The organism is Methylobacter sp. (assembly GCF_030680395.1).
Taxonomy (GTDB): domain Bacteria; phylum Pseudomonadota; class Gammaproteobacteria; order Methylococcales; family Methylomonadaceae; genus Methylobacter_A.
Genome location: NZ_JAUXVR010000022.1, coordinates 97594 through 117668 on the forward strand (window position 1 = coordinate 97594; position 20075 = coordinate 117668).

Annotated in this window: 23 protein-coding genes; 15 read left to right on the forward strand and 8 right to left on the reverse strand. The window is 53.5% G+C overall.

The features are described 5' to 3' along the window. Positions 1–4 precede the first annotated feature (4 nt). The 7 genes from Q8L79_RS09045 (at position 5) to Q8L79_RS09075 (ending at position 4220) form a co-directional block, all read left to right on the forward strand. Positions 5–646 (forward strand): cysteine hydrolase family protein, encoded by a 642-nt coding sequence (locus Q8L79_RS09045; protein WP_305270216.1) that lies wholly within the window; start codon positions 5–7, stop codon positions 644–646. Positions 647–690: 44 nt separating this feature from the next. Beyond that, the gene (locus tag Q8L79_RS09050; protein ID WP_305270218.1) at positions 691–912 is read left to right on the forward strand and encodes a 4-oxalocrotonate tautomerase family protein; all 222 of its coding nucleotides are present in this window, start codon (positions 691–693) and stop codon (positions 910–912) included. 82 nt (positions 913–994) lie between these two features. Beyond that, positions 995–1864: a peroxiredoxin-like family protein gene (locus Q8L79_RS09055; protein WP_305270220.1), complete on the forward strand. Its 870-nt coding sequence runs from the start codon at positions 995–997 to the stop codon at positions 1862–1864. 327 nt (positions 1865–2191) lie between these two features. Then, a complete protein-coding gene (locus Q8L79_RS09060; protein WP_305270222.1) occupies positions 2192–2443 on the forward strand; it encodes a type II toxin-antitoxin system Phd/YefM family antitoxin in 252 nt (83 codons plus the stop codon). Then, positions 2427–2804 (forward strand): type II toxin-antitoxin system VapC family toxin, encoded by a 378-nt coding sequence (locus Q8L79_RS09065; RefSeq protein ID WP_305270224.1) that lies wholly within the window; start codon positions 2427–2429, stop codon positions 2802–2804. The genes Q8L79_RS09060 and Q8L79_RS09065 overlap by 17 nt, the downstream gene beginning before the upstream one ends. Positions 2805–2865: 61 nt before the next feature. Further along, a complete protein-coding gene (locus Q8L79_RS09070; protein WP_305270226.1) occupies positions 2866–3492 on the forward strand; it encodes a DUF2971 domain-containing protein in 627 nt (208 codons plus the stop codon). 482 nt (positions 3493–3974) lie between these two features. Continuing rightward, entirely contained in the window at positions 3975–4220 is a 246-nt protein-coding gene (locus Q8L79_RS09075) for a DUF2442 domain-containing protein (protein WP_305270228.1), read from the forward strand. Positions 4221–4232: 12 nt separating this feature from the next. Here the strand turns inward: Q8L79_RS09075 and Q8L79_RS09080 are convergent, their stop codons facing one another. After that, complete coding sequence (locus tag Q8L79_RS09080; protein ID WP_305270229.1) at positions 4233–5657, reverse strand: PLP-dependent aminotransferase family protein; 1425 nt, start codon at positions 5655–5657, stop codon at positions 4233–4235. Between the two features lie 489 nt (positions 5658–6146). Between Q8L79_RS09080 and Q8L79_RS09085 the strand changes: the two genes are divergently transcribed. From Q8L79_RS09085 to Q8L79_RS09115, 7 genes are all read left to right on the forward strand, one after another. Then, entirely contained in the window at positions 6147–6629 is a 483-nt protein-coding gene (locus tag Q8L79_RS09085) for an MSMEG_0572/Sll0783 family nitrogen starvation response protein (protein WP_305270231.1), read from the forward strand. Positions 6630–6742: 113 nt separating this feature from the next. Continuing rightward, a complete protein-coding gene (locus Q8L79_RS09090) occupies positions 6743–7732 on the forward strand; it encodes a Nit6803 family nitrilase (protein WP_305270233.1) in 990 nt (329 codons plus the stop codon). Further along, positions 7725–8819, forward strand: coding sequence for an MSMEG_0568 family radical SAM protein (locus Q8L79_RS09095; RefSeq protein WP_305270235.1), 1095 nt, complete (start codon positions 7725–7727; stop codon positions 8817–8819). The genes Q8L79_RS09090 and Q8L79_RS09095 overlap by 8 nt, the downstream gene beginning before the upstream one ends. Before the next feature lies 1 nt (position 8820). Further along, a complete protein-coding gene (locus tag Q8L79_RS09100) occupies positions 8821–9363 on the forward strand; it encodes an MSMEG_0567/Sll0786 family nitrogen starvation N-acetyltransferase (protein WP_305270237.1) in 543 nt (180 codons plus the stop codon). After that, positions 9360–10346, forward strand: coding sequence for a sll0787 family AIR synthase-like protein (locus Q8L79_RS09105; protein WP_305270239.1), 987 nt, complete (start codon positions 9360–9362; stop codon positions 10344–10346). The genes Q8L79_RS09100 and Q8L79_RS09105 overlap by 4 nt, the downstream gene beginning before the upstream one ends. Positions 10347–10458: 112 nt before the next feature. Continuing rightward, positions 10459–10746 carry an MSMEG_0570 family nitrogen starvation response protein gene (locus Q8L79_RS09110; protein WP_305270241.1) on the forward strand — a complete coding sequence of 96 codons (288 nt, stop codon included), beginning with the start codon at positions 10459–10461 and terminating at the stop codon, positions 10744–10746. Between the two features lie 435 nt (positions 10747–11181). After that, the gene (locus Q8L79_RS09115) at positions 11182–12591 is read left to right on the forward strand and encodes an MSMEG_0569 family flavin-dependent oxidoreductase (RefSeq protein ID WP_305270242.1); all 1410 of its coding nucleotides are present in this window, start codon (positions 11182–11184) and stop codon (positions 12589–12591) included. Positions 12592–12686: 95 nt separating this feature from the next. Here the strand turns inward: Q8L79_RS09115 and arsS are convergent, their stop codons facing one another. The 7 genes from arsS to Q8L79_RS09150 form a co-directional block, all read right to left on the reverse strand. After that, positions 12687–13649, reverse strand: coding sequence for an arsenosugar biosynthesis radical SAM (seleno)protein ArsS (arsS, locus tag Q8L79_RS09120; protein ID WP_305270244.1), 963 nt, complete (start codon positions 13647–13649; stop codon positions 12687–12689). Between the two features lie 5 nt (positions 13650–13654). Beyond that, complete coding sequence (locus tag Q8L79_RS09125; protein ID WP_305270246.1) at positions 13655–14299, reverse strand: DUF3047 domain-containing protein; 645 nt, start codon at positions 14297–14299, stop codon at positions 13655–13657. A 2-nt stretch (positions 14300–14301) separates the two neighbouring features. Next, positions 14302–14988: a TVP38/TMEM64 family protein gene (locus tag Q8L79_RS09130; RefSeq protein WP_305270248.1), complete on the reverse strand. Its 687-nt coding sequence runs from the start codon at positions 14986–14988 to the stop codon at positions 14302–14304. Continuing rightward, positions 14970–15578 carry a DoxX family protein gene (locus tag Q8L79_RS09135; RefSeq protein WP_305270250.1) on the reverse strand — a complete coding sequence of 203 codons (609 nt, stop codon included), beginning with the start codon at positions 15576–15578 and terminating at the stop codon, positions 14970–14972. The genes Q8L79_RS09130 and Q8L79_RS09135 overlap by 19 nt, the downstream gene beginning before the upstream one ends. 325 nt (positions 15579–15903) lie before the next feature. Then, on the reverse strand, positions 15904–16668 hold the full coding sequence (locus Q8L79_RS09140) for a DUF2063 domain-containing protein (RefSeq protein WP_305270252.1): 765 nt from the start codon (positions 16666–16668) through the stop codon (positions 15904–15906). After that, positions 16665–17570, reverse strand: coding sequence for a DUF692 domain-containing protein (locus Q8L79_RS09145; RefSeq protein WP_305270254.1), 906 nt, complete (start codon positions 17568–17570; stop codon positions 16665–16667). Before Q8L79_RS09145 ends, Q8L79_RS09140 begins: the two co-directional genes overlap by 4 nt. 189 nt (positions 17571–17759) lie before the next feature. Beyond that, complete coding sequence (locus Q8L79_RS09150; protein WP_305270256.1) at positions 17760–18089, reverse strand: hypothetical protein; 330 nt, start codon at positions 18087–18089, stop codon at positions 17760–17762. A gap of 620 nt (positions 18090–18709) precedes the next feature. Here Q8L79_RS09150 and Q8L79_RS09155 point away from each other — a divergent pair. Further along, positions 18710–19618 carry an HD-GYP domain-containing protein gene (locus Q8L79_RS09155; protein WP_305270258.1) on the forward strand — a complete coding sequence of 303 codons (909 nt, stop codon included), beginning with the start codon at positions 18710–18712 and terminating at the stop codon, positions 19616–19618. The last annotated feature ends 457 nt before the right edge of the window (positions 19619–20075 follow it).

Below are 20075 nucleotides of genomic sequence, written 5' to 3' on the forward strand. Positions count from 1 at the left end.
CCCTATGAATGCAAAACAGACCGCAGTCGTCCTGTTGGAACTACAGAACGACTTTCTCAGCGAGGGCGGCAAGCTGTATCCCCTGCTGAAACCCGTGCTCGAAAAACACAATGTCATAGCTAACCTTAACCAACTGATCAAGGGTGCACGGGAACAAGGCATGCTGATCGTGCATACGCCCATCCAATTCTCCCCGGATTACAGGGAGATGGGCCATGCGCCTTACGGCATCATGGCAACGGTGAAAGATGCAGGCGCTTTGATCAAGGAGACTTGGGGCGCCGAAATCGCACCGGTCATTGCCCGCCGGGACAGCGACATTGTGATCGACGGAAAATCCAGCATCGATGCGTTCGCCGGAACCAACCTCGATTTCGTGCTGCGCGCCCATGGCATCACCACCATAGCGCTTGCGGGACAGCTGACCAATATCTGCATCGAGTCTACGATGCGTTCCGCCTACGACAAGGGCTATCGGGTGTTCGGCATCACCGATGCCGGCGCGACCATCAGTCTCGAACAGTACCGTATTTCCGTCGAGAACAACTGGCCGATGTTTTCCTTGCCGGTGACGCAGCAGGAATTCCTTGAACAGGCCACAGGATCATGCCGTCAAACCAGTTCCGGCTCATCCTGCGGCCAGTAAAAATCCGCGTTTAACAACACAATCATTTTGACAGGAGAAACACCATGCCACTCGTACAAATCAAAGGTATCAGCGGTTATTTATCGCTACAACAAAAACAGGAAATCATCAGCAAGGTCACCGATGCGATCGTATCCGTAGAAGGCGAAGGCTTAAGGCCGGTCACTTGGGTGATCATCGAGGATGTCGCTTCGGGCCAATGGGGCGTCGGCGGACAAGCCGTCACCACCGATGCTATTCGCGCGATGAGTCAGGCGTCAGGATAATTGACTCGTAATAACTTGAGCGTTTGTAGGTGCGGATTTATCCGCGCCTACAGCACCGCATAACCGACATAAGGAACCGATGATGAATCTACTTAAATCGATATTTATCAGCAATTACATGACGCTGATGATGGCTATTGCCGGTTATGCCGGATGGATGCTGTACCAGGGCGGGAACCCAATCGCCTGGAGCGGCGCAATACTGACTGCCGGGCCGCTGTTGATGGTGATTACCCGGCTGATGCTGTTCAAAAACGTGGCGCGCACCAGCGCCCATTTTCCGTTTATTAATTTCCTGGGCGCAGTCGGCGTAGGCCTTGCCGTTTGGGCCTGGTATGGTCAAGGCGCAAGTGCCATCGCCCCGGCATTGGCGCTGGCCGGATGGTTCGGTTTTTTACTGTATGCCTACTGGTTTTCAACCTATGGCGGACGCCAACCCAGCGCAAAGCTCAAGATTGGCTCTACTTTGCCCGGCTTTACTGTCAGGAACGCCAGTGGTGCAACCGTAACCTCGGCACAGTTAACCGACAAACCGGCCATCCTGATTTTCTTCCGCGGCAACTGGTGCCCTTTGTGCATGGCCCAGATCAAGGAACTGGCGAGCCGGTATAGAGACATCAGTGCTCTCGGCGTCCGGATTGCGCTGATTTCCCCGCAGCCGCACAGCAATACCGAGGCTTTGGCGAAAAAATTCGGCGTGGAATTCGATTTCATAACCGACGAGGGCAACGCCGCCGCCCGCGCATTGGGCATAGCGCAAGCTCACGGCTTGCCGATGGGCATGCAGATGATGGGCTACGACAGCGAAACCGTACTGCCGACCGTCATCATTACCGGCAACAACGGCAAGGTCATCTGGACGCATGAGACCGATAACTACCGTATCCGCCCCGAGCCGGATGTTTACCTGGAGGTGTTGCGCCGTAACCGGATAGTTCCCGATGCGGCTTAGGAGACTGTCCGGGAATAGCGTTTTACACCGGAGACTGGGCATCAAAAACAATGCTGTTGACTTAACCTTTTCACTCACCCGCAGGGTGGCGGACAGGATAAAGTAGACTTTGAATTGGTTTTGGGGAAACCATCCACGCCGATTTCCCGGAACTGCATGAACAAGTTCGGCAACTGCTTAGCTCGCCGGATTGACTTAACCCTGACTTTCTCCACCGCCGATTTGTTTTTAATGAGCTAGCCTTGATTGGAAGAGGCGCTCTCTTGACAATAAAGGCCAATCCAATTAAGTTGGCTAACATTAGCCAACTTAGCCCAGGTATTCTCCATGCAAGTCAACATACTCGAAGCCAAAAACAACTTATCCAGCCTCATTGTTGCCGCCGAGAGAGATGAGGAAGTCGTGATCGCCCGTAACGGCGTACCCGTCGCCAAACTTGTCAAATATACGGCCAACAAAGTCGCCCCTCCCGGTGCCTGGAAAGGCCGTGCCGCTTATTCGGCGGACTGGAATTCCGCCGAGACCAACGCCGAAGTAGAACAACTATTCAACGACAGCAACAATGCGCCTGCTGCTTGATACTTGTATTGTTTACGACTGGCTGATGGGCGAAATCAAGCACCGCCCGATCATCGAACGTATTCAGGCTGAAGGCGCATTGGTCAGTTCGGTTACGGTCTGGGAAATGGCAATCAAAAACGGTTTGGGTAAAATGCCCTTGCCCTCGGAACATATCGCCGAAGATATTGAAGCGCAAGGTTTTCAATGGCTGAATATCACGCCTTACCATGCCCAAATGGTTCTCGAACTGGGCGATCATCATAAAGACCCGTTCGATCGATTGTTGATCGCCCAAGCCAAGTACGAGAAGCTATGTATTGTGACTTACGATGCGGTGTTTCAGGATTGTCTTGGTGATGTGCTTTTTATCAAAAAATAGATAAACTCGACGGCCGGCACTATGACGTACTACGCCCACTTGATGCAAAAGAATCCGCAAAATGAAAAAGCCGAGTTCATTCTTTAAATTTGTCACAAAAGAAAGAACGGACATCCTTAAGAAGGGGATGATTCGATTCACTCAACCAGCTGACTTTAACGATCCATTCGAGCTAAATCCTTGCGTTACTCACTTCACAAGAGATTGGATCGAAAGAGGCAGCACCGAATTGGAATATTCGCAAGCTGACTTGGACTTCTCCACAGAGCGATTTCATCAAATCGAAGAGCACCGAAGCATTATTGAGAAATATGCCAGCGAGCATGGAGTGTTATCCCTAAGTGCATCGTATGATACAAACCCAAACCCAGCATTATTTTTAGGTTACGAAGATGACCCCAGACGAAACCTGCTTATGTGGGCACACTATTGCGACAAGCATACCGGCTTTGCAATAGAGTTTCACCCACACTTTATTGCGGGAGAAGCAGAGAGAGAGTCATCTATACCAATGAAAGACCTGTTTGCACATTTGAGGAAATTTGCGAAGACACCCATTGCATTTATCTTCAAAAGAGCCCTGAGTGGAGATATGAAAATGAGTGGAGATACTTCAATCCTCTCATCAATGCAGATAACAGAGACAAACCTAATGTCAACCTTTTTCGAATCAACAAGAAATCCATAAAGTCGATAACTTTTGGCTGTCGAGTCAGTGCAGAAACAAAGAAATTGGTTTTTGAAATCTTGAAATCAGACAGTGAGTACGAACATGTACAAACTTTTTTTGCCAATATGGACAAGCATTCATTCTCTCTTGAATTTCATCAAGAAATTCATTCAGAAAAACATCGCTGGTCAAATGCAAGCGAATTCTCGGGATGTTCAATTCCGATTCAGAAAATGCCAGGCACGTTTTAACAACAGGCCGTAGGTTGCGGTGAGCCTCAAAAGTTACGCTGGTTCCCAAGCTCCCGCTTGGGAACCCAGTGAGCAAAGCTTTAGCTTTGCGAGCCGGGAAGCTAGAGCTTCCCGTACTGAATTCCCAAGCGGGAGCTTGGGAACTAGCACGAAGATGGTTATTGAATGGGCGACACGCTATCAAACCGAATTGATGGTCATGTGGACGGAACAACAGTTCCATAAACTGCCGCCGCTGGAGTAATTATTATGAACTATCCTAAAATTCTCGCTGTCCAGCCAATGGACGATTACCAATTATTAGTTGAATTTACGACCCACGAAAAACGTCGCTACGATGTAAAGCCGCTATTAAACAAAACCATGTTTGCCGCGTTAAAAAATGCCGCTTTTTTTAAAAGCGTTAAAGTCGAGCAAGGTGGTTATGCGGTAAGTTGGAACGATGATATTGATATTAGCGAATATGAGTTATGGCGTAATGGTTATGCAGACTGAGCTACTGATTATTTAACCCGCCATTAATTCCCCAGCCATATCCCCCAGCTTTTTCAACGCCCGTTCCAGCCTATCATTCCAGGGAACCGCGCAGCTGAGCCGGATGAAATTACCGTATTTCTTTTGCGTAGCCGAAAACAACGGCCCCGGCGCGATGATGATACCTTCCAGACTCGCGCAGCGATGCAGCTCCATCGCATCGACATGTTCCGGCAGCTCGACCCACAACGCGAAACCGCCCTCCGGCTGAGTCACCTTAGTGCCCGCAGGAAAAAACAGACTCACCGCCTTCACCATGCGCGTCACGCTCTGGGCATATTCCTGCCGGACTTGCCGCAGATAGCGGTCGTAACCGCCCTGCTCCAGCAAATGGGCAATGACCAGTTGATTTAGCGTCGGAGTGGCTTGGTGCAGCATGTATTTGAGGTTCTCCACTTTTTTCATGTGACGGCCCGGAACCAGCCAGCCGACGCGCAAGCCCGGCGACAAGGTTTTGGCAAAGGACGAGCAATACAGCACCTCGCCTTGTTGGCTCCAGGCCTTGGCGACCGATGGCCGTTTTAATCCGAAGCCCAAATCGCCATAGACATCGTCCTCGACCAGCGGGATGCCGTTTTTTTCCAACATCGCGACCAGGGTTTTCTTTCTATCGTCCGACATGCAGGAACCAAGCGGGTTGTTGTAGTTGGAAATCAGCAGGCAGGCTTTGATCGGCCACTGTTCGATAGCCAGTTGCAGCGCTTCCAGGGAAACGCCCTCGCGCGGATGAGTCGGGATTTCCAGCGCTTCCATGCCGCAGGATTCAATGACCTGCAACAAACCGTAAAATGTCGGCGATTCGATAGCGATCACATCGCCCGGCTTGCAGACCGCCATCAACGCGAGCCGGACCGCATCCCTGGCGCCATGGGTGATGACTATATCATCGGGACTGACCGCACAATTCAACTCGACCATGCGCTTGGCGATCTGGCGGCGAAGCTCCTGATTGCCCAGCAATTCGTCGGTGTCGAAACAGCGTTTTTCAAACAGGCGCACCACTTTTTGGGTGGCTTGTTGCAGAATCCGTGTCGGTAAAAATGCCGGGGCGGGTACCGAAGATCCCAGATTGATCTGGTAAGGATCTTTAGCGGCCAGCAGAATCTGCCGTGTCAGGGATTGGCCTGTCACTCGGGAAGGCATCGCTGACGGTTCGGAAATATCGGGTTCGGTGATCGGTAGCCGGTGAACAGTGCTGACATAGTAGCCCGAACGTGCTCTAGCCTGGATTCGGCCTTGGTCTTCCAACAGCCGGTAGGCTTCAAGCGCGGTCGATACGCTTACGTTCAATTGTTGACTTAAACGGCGTATGCCGGGCAAGCGCTCGCCGGAGCGGTAAACGCCCTGTTCGATATGGGCGAGGATATTTTCTGCTACGGTTTCATAAAGATGTTTCATGGGGTTTAAATTTATGCGGTTGTCTGTCCGGCAAATTTAGCATAACTGTACCGCTTAGTTATTTAATTTTTTCATATTGTATCGCTCCAGCCCCTCTCATATCCCTCGTTCCCACGCGCTGCGTGGGAATGCAATGCCGGACGCGCTGCGTCCTGTATTTATACGATGTGTACTTCTATCCGCTAACTGTGGCTCGCGGCGCAGCGCGCCTTTAACTGCATTCCCTCGCAGCGCGTGGGAACGGAGCAAGTATTAAAACGCAAGAACGATAAATCCGGTTTATCCATAACAGTTATCCGCTTCATTAAGCAGAACAGATAGCTTAAACCGAGATCTGTACCCTAAAAATCATTTTTTCCTGAATCTGTCAGTAATACTGCCTCGCTCGTAAACTATCTTCCGTCAATCCCCCTCATTGATTGACAGCCGTAACCCTCCCTGCACCGCGCCATTGGTGCAGGGTTTTTTACTCATAACAAGGAGCATTCCATGCCAGCAGTTCAAAAACCGGCCCACGTCAACGGCGATTTTTTTGTGGATTACGAAGAAAAAGTATTCGAGGACGTCAAAGCAGAACCGGGCGAGAAAGCCTTGGTGAAATTCCACACCGTCGCCTTTGAAGGTTCCATCGGTTTCGTGAATCTGTTGCAGGCGACCCGTTTGCAACGCAAAGGCTTTGAAACCTCGATCCTGTTGTACGGACCGGGCGTGACGCTGGGCATTCAGCGCGGCTTTCCGCGCTTGGGCGACGAGGCTTTTCCGGGGCACCAAAACTACACCACCCAAATCAACAAGTTCATGGCCGAAGGCGGCAAAGTCTATGCCTGCCGGTTCGCGCTGCAAGCCTTGTACGGACACGGCGAACCCAGCCTGATCGAAGGCATCCGTCCGGTCAGTCCGCTGGATGTATTGGACATCGTGCTGATCCATCGTCGCGAGAATGCTTTCATTCTGGACACCTGGACGATGTAAATCATTTTTTTAATTAGCCACCGGTTTACATAGATAGACACGGGTAAAACATTACCGTTGTTCATCCGTGCAATCCGTGGCTTAACAGCTTTTTCAGAATAGGAGTACAGATTGTGACATCGAAAAAAATCGCCAGAGCGGCAGCAGTACAGATTTCACCGGTGTTCGATTCGGCCACCGGCACTATCGACAAAGTGTGCCAGGCCATCAGCGATGCGGCCAAAGAAGGCGCTCAGCTGGTGGTATTCCCGGAAACTTTTGTGCCTTACTACCCGTATTTTTCGTTCGTGCTTCCGCCGGTCGCCGCTGGCCGCGAGCATCTAAAACTCTACGAACATGCACCGACCGTGCCGGGACCGGTCACCGATGCGGTTGCCGCCCAAGCCCGTGCGCTGGGCGTAGTCGTGGTGCTGGGCGTCAATGAGCGCGACCACGGCAGCCTTTACAACACCCAACTGATTTTCGACGAGTGCGGCAACCTGATATTAAAACGCCGCAAAATCACCCCGACTTATCATGAACGGATGATCTGGGGCCAAGGCGACGCGTCCGGCCTTAAAGTGGTCGAGACCGGCATCGGCCGCATCGGCGCATTGGCCTGCTGGGAACATTACAACCCGCTGGCCCGCTACGCATTGATGGCGCAACATGAGGAAATCCATTGCAGCCAGTTTCCCGGCTCCTTGGTCGGGCCGATTTTCGCCGAGCAGATCGAAGTCACGATCCGCCACCACGCGTTGGAATCCGGCTGCTTCGTGATCAACGCGACCGGCTGGTTAAGCGACGAGCAGATAGAATCGGTGACGCCAGATCCCGATTTGCAAAAAGCCCTGCGCGGCGGCTGTTGCACCGCGATCATCTCGCCCGAAGGCCAGCATCTGGCCGAACCCTTGCGCTCCGGCGAAGGCATGGTCATCGCCGACCTGGATATGTCGCTGATCACCAAACGCAAACGCATGATGGATTCGGTCGGCCATTACACCCGTCCCGAACTGTTAAGCCTGAGGATCAACGACCGGCCGACGGCGCCGATGTTTAGCGATGAGTCGATACCGGCTCCTTTTCCAATCCCCCACAGCAGCGAGCAACCCAGCCATGAATAGAACCGAAGCACAGCTAATCACCGAACTGCAATCGTTGGGATTGCGGCTGGAGGACGCCGAATCAGGCATGGCCGTTCGCCGCGGCGGTGCCGGTCCGTCCGACCACAAAGCCGTTACCCTGGGCGGCAAGACCATCATGGTGCCGATCGCCATAGCCGGAGCGATCAACTCACCGTTTATCGCCAGCCGTCCGGATGAACACGGCATCAGTATCATTCGCCGCGATGGCCGCGCAATCGATTCGATTGCATTCCCCCGCCAGCCGCGCTTTTACGGTTTAAAAACTGAGGACGGCGTGCCCTACTCCCATATCGCCACGCTGCATGCGGCGGACGTGCTGGCTACGACGGTACTGCAATCCTGCATCCGCTACAGCAATCGCAAAAAATCCTGCCAGTTTTGCGCGATTGAGCAATCGCTGAAAGCCGGTCTTACCATCCTTCGCAAAACCCCGGAGCAATTGGCCGAAGTCGCCCGTGCCGCGGTAGAGCTGGACGGCGTCAAGCACATGGTCATCACCACGGGTACGCCGAACCTGACCGATCGCGGCGCTGCGATTCTGTGCGAAAGCGCCGTCGCGGTGAAAGCCGCCGTCGATCTGCCGATTCAAGGCCAATGCGAACCGCCGGACGATGATATTTGGTTCAAACGTATGAAAGATGCAGGCATCGACAGCCTGGGCATGCATCTGGAAGCCGTCACCCCGGCAGTCCGTAACCGCATCATGCCAGGCAAGGCCAGTGTGCCGCTGGAACGTTATATGGACGCTTTCGATGCGGCGGTCGCGGTGTTCGGGCGGGGCGAAGTCAGCACTTACATTTTGGCCGGACTCGGCGATACCGCGGAAGCGGTCCTGTCCGTTTGCGAGCAATTGATCGGCAAAGGCGTTTATCCGTTCGTCGTACCTTTCATACCGATTACCGGCACACCGCTGGCTGATCATCCCTCGCCCGATCCGCGCTTCATGCAGGATATTTTGCAACCGTTGGGCGCTATGTTGAAACAAGCCGGGCTCCGCGCCGCCGACATGAAAGCAGGCTGCGCCAAATGCGGCGCTTGCTCGGCCCTTTCCAGTTATGAGGCCTGACATGCTGAACGAAGCTATCAATCATTTTGTGCCCAACGAGTACCTGGTCAAATGGGTGACTCAGGACTGGGAACGCGAGCAAATGCTGCGCTTACGGCAGGCGGTGTTTTGCGAGGAACAAGGTGTTTTCCATGGCGATGATATTGATGACATCGACCGGGTTGCCACGCCGATTGTCGCGATTGCCTGCGTCGGCGGCCTGCCCGATGAAGTGGTCGGCACCGTCCGCATTCACCAAGCCGAATCAGGCATCTGGTGGGGCTCGCGGTTGGCGGTCGCGGCCGACTACCGTAAACAGGGCAACCTGGGCGCGGCGCTGATTCGTCTCGCGGTCACCAGCGCCCATGCCCAGGACTGTCACACTTTTTTGGCGCAGGTGCAAAGCCGCAATGTACCGTTGTTTCGTCGCCTGCACTGGCGCTCGCTACAGGAAATCGAGCTGCACGGCAGGCCGCATCATTTAATGCAAGCCGATTTGGATTGGTATCCACCTTATGCCGACGGCGCGACCGGTTTTATTGCAACAGGCAGGGTTGCGGCATGAGCGATTTAGCCCGGCTGACTCAGAGCATAAGACAAAGCCTCGGCTTGGCGCACAAGCGCGACATTGCCGCGGTAACGGACATGCTCGCCAAGCGCATGCCGTTTCAGGAGAACGGCGCAATCGCGCTGGGCGACGACTGCGCTGCCATTCGCGACCGGGACGGTTTTTTACTGTTCGCGGCCGAAGGTTTCCTGAACGAGTTTGTCGCCGCCCAGCCTTGGTTTGCCGGTTACTGCGGCGTGATGGTCAACGTCAGCGACATTTACGCAATGGGCGGCAGGCCGATTGCCGTGGTCGATGCGATCTGGAGCGACGGCTCAGAGCAAGCCCGGCCGGTGCTGGAAGGCATGACCGCCGCCTCCGAAATTTATCGCGTACCCATCGCCGGCGGGCACAGCAATCTTCGCAACGATCGGCCGCAACTATCGGTGGCGATTCTCGGCCGCGCCAATAAATTGCTCAGCAGTTTTGCGGCAAAAGCCGGGCAAAAGCTGCTGGCGGCGATCGATTTGCGAGGGCATTTTCGCGAACCCCATGCTTGGTGGGATGCGAGTACCGGTTCGCCGCCCGAACGATTGCGCGAGGATTTGGAACTATTGCCGCAGCTCGCCGAAGCCGGGCTGTGCGGAGCCGCGAAGGACATCAGCATGGCCGGCATGATCGGCACGGTGCTGATGCTGTTGGAGTGTTCCGGCTTGGGCGGCGTGATCGACGTGACCGCTATACCGCGCCCGCCGGATATTCCGTTAGAGCGCTGGCTGTGCTGTTTTCCCAGTTACGGCTTTGTGCTGAGCGCGGAAGATGAACATACCGAAGCCATAATCGGGCATTTCTCCCGGCGCGGCATTAGTTGCGCGGTGATCGGCGAAACCGATGCGTCCGGCCGCCTTCGTCTTGCCGATGCCGACAGCGAGCAACTGTTATGGGATTTGCATGCAGAACCGTTGACCGGTTGCGGCCCAAAACTCAAGCAGGGAGCGTAGGGTACGCTGCGCGTACCTTCCACATTGATTTTTATGAAGATTACAAAGGTACGCACAGCGTACCCTACCTAAGCTAACCGCTTTGCAACTTTTACGGTAAGAGGAATTACCCATGCCTGAAATGCGTTTTCGCGTCCGCTGGCCGGACCAATCCGCCACCCTTTGTTATTCACCATCGCAGGTGATCAAGGATTTTTTCAATCCGGGCGAAACCTACGAGCTGGAGGATTTTCTCGCCCGTAGCCGGGCAGCTCTGCAAATCGCCAGCGAGCGGGTTCGCCAGAAATACGGTTACACCTGCTCCAGCGCAATGACTCAGCTGGCCGAAATTGAAACTATCGCTTCGCGATTTTCGGACACTGAAAACCCGAAGGTTTTGGTGGAAGCGTTTATCGGGTAAGTCCATCCAAAACCGAGCTGATGGTAAAGCCATCTCCAGAAAAAGAGGGTTTGCGCTGGTTCCCAAGCTCCAGCTTGGGAATTCAGTGGAGGAAGCTCCAGCTTCCCGTCTCGTGAAGCTGGAGCGTGGGAACCAGCGTAATTTCTTAACTTAATGCCAGTGACGCGGCGCTGGACGCGCTGCATCCCGTATGCGCACAAGACATTGACCGTGACTCGCGGCGCAGCGCGCCTTGACTGCATTCCCACGTAGCGCGTGGGAACGAGAGCAAAGATCGTGATTTCGCCATAGACGCTGGAATAACCGCCTCGGACGTAGGCCGGAATAAGCCCGCCCGGCGTAAGCAAGGGCGGGTGTTTCCGGCGAAACTGTGCGGCAAGCCGGAAACGCCACCTCGCGCTACGCTTGGGCGGCCTTATTCCGGCCTACGTCGAGATGTGTATAACGATAAGCGCAAGCGCGTGGGAATGCGAGCAAAAACAGGGTGAGCTTCCGAGACCCGGCACTCAGAAATCACAAACCGCCACACAACAACAAAGAGAGAACCCCATGAATAATCAACAAAATAATCCACACCCCCATTATCAAGTCATCATCGTCGGCGGCGGCCAGGCCGGTTTGTCGGTCAGCTATTACCTGCAAAAACTGAATATCAGCCACATCGTCTTTGAAAAAAACCGGATCGCCCATTCCTGGCGCAACGACCGCTGGGACAGCTTTTGCCTGGTGACCCCGAACTGGCAATGCCGCCTGCCGGATTTTCCGTATCAAGGCGACGATCCGCAAGGCTTCATGCTTAAGGACCAGATTGTCGAGTATGTCGAGGCTTTTGCCGAAAAGATCAACGCACCGCTGAACGAAGGCGTGGCCGTGACTCGCGTCCGCCGGGGCAAACAGGGCTGGCTTGAAGTGACGACGAGCGCCGGCGAGTTCACCGCCGATCACTTGGTCGTGGCAACGGGCGGCTACGATATTCCGATTATTCCGGATTATGCCAAAAATCTTCCCGCCCACATTACCCAGATCCATTCCGTGCAATACCGCAATCCGCAATCCCTTCCTGCCGGTGAGGTGCTGGTCGTGGGTACCGGGCAATCCGGCGTACAGCTGATGGAAGACCTGCATTTGGCGGGTCGTAAAGTGCATTTGGCAGTCGGCAACGCCCCCCGTTCGCCGCGCCTGTATCGCGGCCGGGAAACGACGGAATGGCTGTACGATCTGGGCTTTTACAAGCTGACTTTTGATAATCATCCACTGGGCGATGCGGTTCGCCACAAGACCAACCACTATCTGACCGGGCGTGACGGCGGCCATGAAATCGATTTGCGCAAGTTTGCGCTGGAAGGCGTCAATCTGTATGGCAGCATGGCCAATATCCAAGGCGCCACGCTGGAATTCAAAACTGATTTAACCCAAAACCTCGACGAGGCCGACGACGTGTATGTGCGTATACGCAAGGATATTGACCGCTATATTGCGGAGAACGGTATCGATGCGCCGGAGGAACCGGCGTTCAGGAAAGTCTGGGAACCCGAATTCGATCCATTGACTGTAGATGCGGATGCCGCGGGCATCACCTCCATCGTGTGGGCGATCGGTTTCCGCCCGGATTACAGCTGGATAGAGCTACCGGCTTTCGATGCCCAGGGTCATCCGCAATTCCAGCGCGGAATAACCAACGAAGAGGGGCTCTATTTCATCGGTTTGCCCTGGCTCAACACCTGGGGTTCCGGCCGCTTTCTGGGGATCGCCGAGGATGCGCAATACCTGGCCGGGGTGATTCAGGGCAAGATAGAGGCCGCGCAGAGCCAGACTTGCACATCGCGCAGGCCTGCCATGAATTAATTATTCACCACGAAGACACGAAGACACGAAGACACGAAGCTTATGCTTTCCTTCGTGCTCTTCGTGTCTTCGTGGCGAGTAAAACCAAAAACATTTCATGACCGACTTGTCTCCAATGCACCGCCGCAGCTACTGCCCTGCCCCGCCGTGCAACCGTAACAATGCGCGGCGGTGGCGATGCTTGCACCGTTGAGTATCTGCGGCAACACATCGCCGATATGAATACGCCCTGCCGCCGCGCCGAGCGGCATCTCCAGCATCTGGTTAAAGTCGCAATCGTAAACACTGCCCTGCCAATCGACGCTCACTGTATTCAGGCACATCAGATGGTCGAGATTGTCCTTTTTAAAACTGCCGCGCAATAATTCCAGGTAAGCGTCAAAGCGGCCCTGACTGACCAGCATGCTGCCGAAACGCTGGATCGGCATGTTGGCCATCACATACAGGCGATTGAATACGATGCCGTAATGTTGCTGCAAATGCTGTTTATAGGCCTGTTCCAGGTTTTGTTGGTCCGGCGGCAATACCGCATCCTGCGGGTTGTAAACCAGGTTAAGTTGCAGTTTCTGTCCGTAACCTAATCGGTTCAAGCGTTGCAATGCCGCCAGGCTGTCCTTGAACACGCCTTTACCGCGCTGTTTATCGACGTTTTCTTCAAGATAACACGGCAAAGACGCGACGATTTCCACCTGCTGCTCGGCCAAAAACTCCGCCAATCCGGCATAGCGCTTATCCTCCAATATGGTCAGATTGCAGCGATCAATGACGTTGATGCCCCGACTTCGCGCTTTGGTCACCAGATACTGAAAATGCGGATGCATTTCCGGGGCGCCTCCGGTTAAATCCAGGGTATGAATATTCGCGGCTTCGGCAACTGCCAGCACTTGCTCCAGCGTTGCCAAACTCATCAGCTCGGTGCGTTTTGGCCCGGCGTTGACATGGCAATGCGTACAACTCAGATTGCACAAATAGCCGAGATTGACTTGCAGGATTTCCAGCGGTTTGCGGAAAATGGCAGGAAAATCGCTATCTGCCAGTAGCGGTTGGGTATCGTGCATTGTTATTAATCCTTGGAAAACCAAATGTCGCCATAATAGGCCGAAACGCGGCCGCCGCTGTTGTCGGTATCGGTCATCAGCGCCACCGCATCGATAGCGTTCAAGTCTTCGCCGAACAGTTTTTGCAGGTCGGCGCGGACATTGCGCTTTTCGCTGTGCCAGACGTTCAGCGCCGCCTCGGGGCCGCGCACAGCTATCATCATCGCATGATCGCCGGCAAAAGCGTTGGGCCAGACGGTGTCTTTGCCGGTGTTGCCTGCCCAGACATAATTAATCGCTTTGGTCTGCCAAAACGCCAGACCGCCTTTGACTACCACATAAATACGGGCGGCGTAATCGTCGCCGGGCTTGCTTTGTTCATTCAACCCGCTCAAGCGGTCGGCAATGCGCCATGACCAATTCAGGAACGGCGTTTGTTCGAGATCGATGCGCTGTTCCTTGAACAACCCGGAGCCTGATGCATGACTCTCGGCTTGCAACACCACGACGCCATCCACGGTTTGCAAGCGGTAACGGGTCTCGCCTTTAAAATCTTTACGTTCCCAGCCGTCGAGCCGATTGCGGCTGAACTCACCCAGCGGCAATGTAGGTTCGGCAGCCAAGTCCTGCATAACTAAAACCGTCAATAATACGGCCGGTAATCCTCTCATGCCTATGCTCCGTTCACTTGTTTGGCCTGCAAGCGTTTCAGCCCTACAGGCAATAATGACAATACGCCCAGCAGGCTAAAAGCCAACAAAGTTTGCGTCGACAGCAATTGATCCAGACGCTGGATACTGCCCAGGGACTGCCCCAGATTGGCGAACACGAAACTGCCGGGCATGATGCCGATAAACGTGGTCATCACATAAATCCGCAACGATACCGGTGTAAACGCCGGAGCTAGATTCACCAGCCAGAACGGAAACGCAGGCACCAGCCGCAGAAACAGCAGGTAACTAAAGGCATCGGCCTGAAAGCCGTCCAGCAGTTTTTTAGCAAGCGTGTTACTGCGCAAACGCTGTTCGGCCCAGTCCGCCAACAGGTAACGCGCCATCCAGAACAGCGCCGTTGCCCCCACTGTCGCGGAAATCAGGATCAACAAGGTGCCCATCCAGCGCCCGAACAGCAAACCCAACAACAATGACAACACCGTACCGCCCGGCAGACTTAACGCGGTGGACAGGCTGTAACCGATGCCGCAAGCGAGCAGCATCAGCAGGTAATGCCGGTCGGTAAAATCCGTCAATGCCTGCCGGTGCTCGCGTATGTTGTCCAGGCTTAACAGTTGCGGGCCGTCGAATAGAAAGAAGACGGCTACCGCTATCGGCAGCAGCCAGATCAGGTGTTTTTTGTGCATATTTCCCCCTTACACTTAGTTTGATTGTGAATGATTTTGTCGGCGATTGACAAGGACTTAAGCCGGAAATCAACACTTAACCGGCCGCTGCCGCTCAGCAGCAGCGAGCACAGCATCAGCAAATACATCAATGGCAGTTTGTAATTGCCGTACCCCTGATCGGTGATGGCATAGCCTTTCCACAGTTCGGCAAGGCTATGCCATTCGGCGGGCCAGTGTACGGCAGCAATCGCCACCACGGTCAACAGCATTAATGCCAGACTGAAAAACCGGGTAGCAAAACCTAAGACCAGCGCCACCGGCGCAATAATTTCCAGGCCGGTAGCCAATGTCCAACTGACGTCGGCAGGCAGTAGACTAATTGGAAACGGAAAGGTCAAGTCGGCAAACCAGTTGTCGCCGTTAAGTTTTTCCAGCCCGGCCTCGCCGAATTCATAAGCCAGCAGTAATCTTGGAAATAGCGGCGCCATGCCTTGCGCGTTGCTGTCGAACCACTGAGACAGCTTGCCGGGACAGGCGCGGACTCGACTGATTGCAGAAGAAACGGCGCAGATAGCGCAGTCATGGCCGGGTAAAGAATGATAGTTCATAGCGTATGTACTCTATAAAATAGTTAATCATGGAAAACGCAGTTGAGCCACGAATGAACAACGGGTTACATCGACCCTTCTCGCCCAAATTAGACCTTCCAGGTTTTAAAAACCTGGAAGGTCTGCCTATCGGCCTGTGTCTCGGCAACTGCTCCCTGCGTTGCTAAGCCACAGGGATGGGGTGAATGCAGATATTGCACGACTGTATGGATACAGGAGGTAGAGTAATGCAGGAGCAATTACCGAGGAGCGAATATCTGTCCATACAAGTCGTTCGTGGTGAATAAAAGCTTTTAATTTCGGTTTCGGCTTGTCCGGCTTAAGGTTAATGGGAATGAATGCCGATAATCGCGCCCTGCCGATGCAAATCGGCCAGAATGCTTTTACCGAACAGCAGCAAATTCGACAGTTCCGAAGCCGTTAAATCCTTGCCTAACTCTTGCAGCACTTGCGTTGCCGTATTGCGTTTTTGCAGGCGCAGCACCAGACCGGCGGTCGCCGGGTTGAGGGCGATAAACTGCACCCGGTCGGTGGAATCGCGGAAACCGAGAATGTGCGTGGAAGCAGATGGCGGCTCATCAGGTTGATAGGTCCGGCTGATTTGCTGCACCGGCCAAACGTAATGCAGCAACCTCATGACCGGCGTAAATACCAACGGCGCATCCATTAATTGCTCATCAGATAGCGTTTCAGTCGCGACCGGTTCGGCTTCTGCAATCGACAGAATCAGTTCCATCCATTCAAAATGCGCCAGTTCGGCCAGAAACGGCGGATTGTCAGCGGCCTGACTTTCGTTTTGCAGATACAGTACAAACTCGTCGGGAATTTGCCGGTAATAAGGCGACAGGCAACGATGCCGGGCAATAAACGTCTTAAGTAACTTCTGCCAAGCCGTTTCACCCAAAATCGAGTGAGTGACGGGGAAACACGTTTCCAGGCTGTCATTGAATTTGTTGTACAACAAATCAACATAGACGCCGACGTCTTGCCGGGCAAAACCTGCCGGTAAAGGCTGTTGTTTGGGGTCGCGCAAATGCGCCAAAAATTGCCGCTGTAAAACTTGAAACGCGGGAATGATCTCGGCATTCATGCGCTTGCTCCCTCGACTTGCGCCGGCACAGGAGGTATCCGCTCGGAGGTACAAGGCGCAATGCCGGAGCGATTGCCGAAACGGCGCTGCAAGTCGGCAATATGCCCGACCTCCACCAACAAATCGGCTAACGGCGGTATATTAGAGTCCCTCTCCAATAAGGTCGGAAACACGCCGAAAGTCTGGTAAGCCAGTTCCAATAACAGCCAAACGGGATCGCACGCGGCTTGCCCGTGCGTGTCGATAATCATCCCCGATTTGTCCCAATCATGCCCCGCAACATGCCCGTAAACAATCCGATCCCCGCACAAGCCATGCAAAAACGTAGCGGCATCGTAGTTGTGATTAAAGCTGTTGACATAAATGTTGTTCACGTCCAGATGAAAATCGCAATCGGCTTCCGTCAACACCGCATTGATAAACGTCAATTCGTCCATTTCCGCAAACGGCGGCTTGACGTAGTAAGAGGCGTTTTCCAGTGCAATCGGGCGTTCAAGGATGTCTTGAGCGATACGAATCCGTTCGGCAACGTGACGCACCGCTTCTTCGGTAAACGGAATAGGATAAAGATCGTAGTGATGACGATCATCGCTGCAAAAACTTAAGTGTTCGGTATAAAGCGCGAAATTGTGCTCGTCGAGAAACGCTTTCATACGCCGTAAAAAGGCTATGTCCAACGGCGCCGGGCCGCCCAGCGATAGCGAAAGACCATGCGCCACGAAGACATGGCGTTCCGTATAAGCGCGGAAAATCTTGCCCAATCTGCCGCCTATGTCTATCCAGTTTTCCGGCGACACTTCAAAAAAATTAATCACCTCGGGAACGTTATCCGGTTCCAGCGACGGTAAAAGCTCCCGTCGCAGTCCCAGCCCTGCCCCGTTAACTGCAAAAGTTTTCATCATGTTTTTTAGCCAATTATCGATTTATAACCATCTTGATAAGTTTGTCATGAGCATGTAGGGCTTGCCGTGCGCGCCTTAGCTCCCAAGGCGCGCACGGCAAGCCCTACAACGGATGACCTTAAGTTTTGACGGAAGATTTTTCCGGACAACTCTAAATGCCGCCCGTGAGTTACTGGCGGCCTTTGGCTACTACATTTTGCCGCTGCAACCGCCTTCTTTCATCTTGCCGCTGCATCCCCCTTCTTTCATTTTTTCTTCCGGTTGTGCCGCACCGCTACAGCCGCCCTCTTTCATTTTATTTTTGTTGGCGCCACATTTGCCTTCGCCGCACTTGCCTTCTTTCAATTTACCGCTGCAACCGCCTTCGTTCATTTTTTCGTCGGCTGCCGCCAGTTGTTGCGCGGTGTTGATATTGGACATCGAAAACGGGTTTTCACCGGCCTGGATGGCCGGCGCCATGCTTAATAAAGAAGATGCAAGCGCTCCGCCCAAAGTCAAAGATAAGGTTTTTTTGTTCATACTGAATGCTCCAAAAGTGATTAATGAATGTCAGGAGAGTTTTAGCGGCATATGCCATAAAGCCTTCCTACCTCATCAGTCGAAGACTATCCGTATTCCTTACAAAAACTTTTTTAGATTTGAAGTGCCTGGAACATGGCTATCAACCTAAAAACCTTAATTAGCCACAAATTTGCACAAATAAAACAGAGGTTGACTAACGGCATAGCGCGCCCTTCGACACAGCTCAGGACAGGCCTTGACTGCATTCCCACGTAGCGCGCTCATCGTTATACATAAGTATCTGCGGGCTTTGTCATTCCGACAGCCCCTTACCTGGCGTTAGGTGTTAGGCGATAAACATGCCAATATGCAGACCTTCCAGGTTTTTAATCTGGAAGGTCTAATTTGCAACGTTCTGAACAGGCGGGACGCTTCGAACGGAGCAACAGGTCCCGTCCGGCTTGATTCGAAAGCTCCCCTCGTTCCCACGCGCTGCGTGGGAACGAGAAAAACCAAGCTTCATCATGGCCGCCTTTAGCCTTTAGCCATTGTAAGGAATTCCGTTTCTTTTCCGACTTAAAATTAGTGGCAAATATTAATCGCCACGATGATCAGCCCTATAAACCCAGGAGAACGAAATGAAACATTCCCTAACCAAAGCCCATACCCAGGATTTACTGCATACCCTCTACAGCATGGCGTTTTTGGTCGAAGCGCGCGATCCCTACACCGGCGGCCATTTGTGGCGGGTATCGCAGTTTTCGGTCCGGTTGGCGCTGGCCTGCGGTTTTTCCAAGCAACAAGCCGTGATTGCCGGTCTGGGCGGTTTTATGCACGATCTGGGCAAGGTGGGCGTACCGGACAGCATTTTGAACAACAAGGGCAAACTCAGCGACAACGAATATGCGGTGATGAAAACCCATCCCGATTTGGGCGCCCAGGTTTTGCAGGGCCATCCGTTGGCGCCGCTGGCGATGGAGGCGGTGCTGGGTCATCATGAGCGCATCGACGGCCGGGGTTATCCGGCCGGGCTGAACGGCAGTTCCATGTCGAACGCCGCCAAAATCGTCGGACTGGCCGACGCTTTCGATGCAATGACCAGCACCCGTCCCTATCGTAAAGGCATGGCGCTGGAAGCGGCTATTGAACAACTCGCCATAAACCTGGATACCCAGTTCGACCGTAGTTTCGGCCTGAACTTCATCGCCCAGGCCAAGTCGGGCGAACTGGACGATATTATCGGTCACAGCGATGCCGGCATTCCAATGCACAATTGCCCGATGTGCGGGCCGGTCGTGGTAGTGCATAAACACCATAAAATCGGCGATACCGTACATTGCCGTGTTTGCGGCAATGGTTTTTCAATGCAAAAACAGCATGGCGAATTGAAGCTGGAAGCCACCGGCAAACCCGGCAACCCTCACGAATTACAAGCCGATATCGACCATGACCTGCTGGGCCGGTTGCTCGAAGAGGCGTTGCCGCATTTACCTGTCAACGGCAACAGCGGCGCGAACTGGCTGCACCGCTTGCAGCGCTGGTTGTGACTTGTATCGGTGTGACTCGCCCTCGCTAATGCTCGCTGCTGCACATCGCAAAACGCCCTGTTTAAATTATTCACTGATGTTACGCACGGACATGATAAAAAAAACGTTGTCCACGAAAAGCACGAAAATAGTTAAAACACATCGTTCCGAGGCTCCGGCGCTCACGTTATACAACAAGTCTGTTCAAGATCACCATTTGGAATGAATGCCTGAATGACTCGGATGTAGGCCGGAATAAGCCTGCCCGGCGTCAGCCAGGGTGGGTGTTTCCGGCATCGGAGCGCCGGAAACACCAGTCCTGCGCTTAACGCGCGGACAGGCTTATTCCGGCCTTGTATATTAAATACATCTCTAAAACACAGGATTATGTGACACAAAAAAGTTTATAGTGATAAGTGATTTTCTGGGGAAGCCGATCCGGCCTTAAGCTCTGAGCTTGTTCGTAGATAGGCTCCCC

What these genes read in the sequence shown, in the direction of transcription:
- Q8L79_RS09085 (WP_305270231.1), top strand. Translation starts at nt 6,147, where the DNA reads ATGCCAGCAGTTCAAAAACCGGCCCACGTCAACGGCGATTTTTTTGTG.
- Q8L79_RS09045 (WP_305270216.1), top strand. Translation starts at nt 5, where the DNA reads ATGAATGCAAAACAGACCGCAGTCGTCCTGTTGGAACTACAGAACGAC.
- Q8L79_RS09145 (WP_305270254.1), bottom strand. Translation starts at nt 17,570, where the DNA reads ATGATGAAAACTTTTGCAGTTAACGGGGCAGGGCTGGGACTGCGACGG.
- Q8L79_RS09135 (WP_305270250.1), bottom strand. Translation starts at nt 15,578, where the DNA reads ATGAACTATCATTCTTTACCCGGCCATGACTGCGCTATCTGCGCCGTT.
- Q8L79_RS09110 (WP_305270241.1), top strand. Translation starts at nt 10,459, where the DNA reads ATGCCTGAAATGCGTTTTCGCGTCCGCTGGCCGGACCAATCCGCCACC.
- Q8L79_RS09125 (WP_305270246.1), bottom strand. Translation starts at nt 14,299, where the DNA reads ATGAGAGGATTACCGGCCGTATTATTGACGGTTTTAGTTATGCAGGAC.
- arsS (WP_305270244.1), bottom strand. Translation starts at nt 13,649, where the DNA reads ATGCACGATACCCAACCGCTACTGGCAGATAGCGATTTTCCTGCCATT.
- Q8L79_RS09100 (WP_305270237.1), top strand. Translation starts at nt 8,821, where the DNA reads ATGCTGAACGAAGCTATCAATCATTTTGTGCCCAACGAGTACCTGGTC.
- Q8L79_RS09060 (WP_305270222.1), top strand. Translation starts at nt 2,192, where the DNA reads ATGCAAGTCAACATACTCGAAGCCAAAAACAACTTATCCAGCCTCATT.
- Q8L79_RS09065 (WP_305270224.1), top strand. Translation starts at nt 2,427, where the DNA reads ATGCGCCTGCTGCTTGATACTTGTATTGTTTACGACTGGCTGATGGGC.
- Q8L79_RS09080 (WP_305270229.1), bottom strand. Translation starts at nt 5,657, where the DNA reads ATGAAACATCTTTATGAAACCGTAGCAGAAAATATCCTCGCCCATATC.
- Q8L79_RS09115 (WP_305270242.1), top strand. Translation starts at nt 11,182, where the DNA reads ATGTGTATAACGATAAGCGCAAGCGCGTGGGAATGCGAGCAAAAACAG.
- Q8L79_RS09075 (WP_305270228.1), top strand. Translation starts at nt 3,975, where the DNA reads ATGAACTATCCTAAAATTCTCGCTGTCCAGCCAATGGACGATTACCAA.
- Q8L79_RS09105 (WP_305270239.1), top strand. Translation starts at nt 9,360, where the DNA reads ATGAGCGATTTAGCCCGGCTGACTCAGAGCATAAGACAAAGCCTCGGC.
- Q8L79_RS09055 (WP_305270220.1), top strand. Translation starts at nt 995, where the DNA reads ATGAATCTACTTAAATCGATATTTATCAGCAATTACATGACGCTGATG.
- Q8L79_RS09150 (WP_305270256.1), bottom strand. Translation starts at nt 18,089, where the DNA reads ATGAACAAAAAAACCTTATCTTTGACTTTGGGCGGAGCGCTTGCATCT.
- Q8L79_RS09095 (WP_305270235.1), top strand. Translation starts at nt 7,725, where the DNA reads ATGAATAGAACCGAAGCACAGCTAATCACCGAACTGCAATCGTTGGGA.
- Q8L79_RS09070 (WP_305270226.1), top strand. Translation starts at nt 2,866, where the DNA reads ATGAAAAAGCCGAGTTCATTCTTTAAATTTGTCACAAAAGAAAGAACG.
- Q8L79_RS09140 (WP_305270252.1), bottom strand. Translation starts at nt 16,668, where the DNA reads ATGAATGCCGAGATCATTCCCGCGTTTCAAGTTTTACAGCGGCAATTT.
- Q8L79_RS09050 (WP_305270218.1), top strand. Translation starts at nt 691, where the DNA reads ATGCCACTCGTACAAATCAAAGGTATCAGCGGTTATTTATCGCTACAA.
- Q8L79_RS09130 (WP_305270248.1), bottom strand. Translation starts at nt 14,988, where the DNA reads ATGCACAAAAAACACCTGATCTGGCTGCTGCCGATAGCGGTAGCCGTC.
- Q8L79_RS09155 (WP_305270258.1), top strand. Translation starts at nt 18,710, where the DNA reads ATGAAACATTCCCTAACCAAAGCCCATACCCAGGATTTACTGCATACC.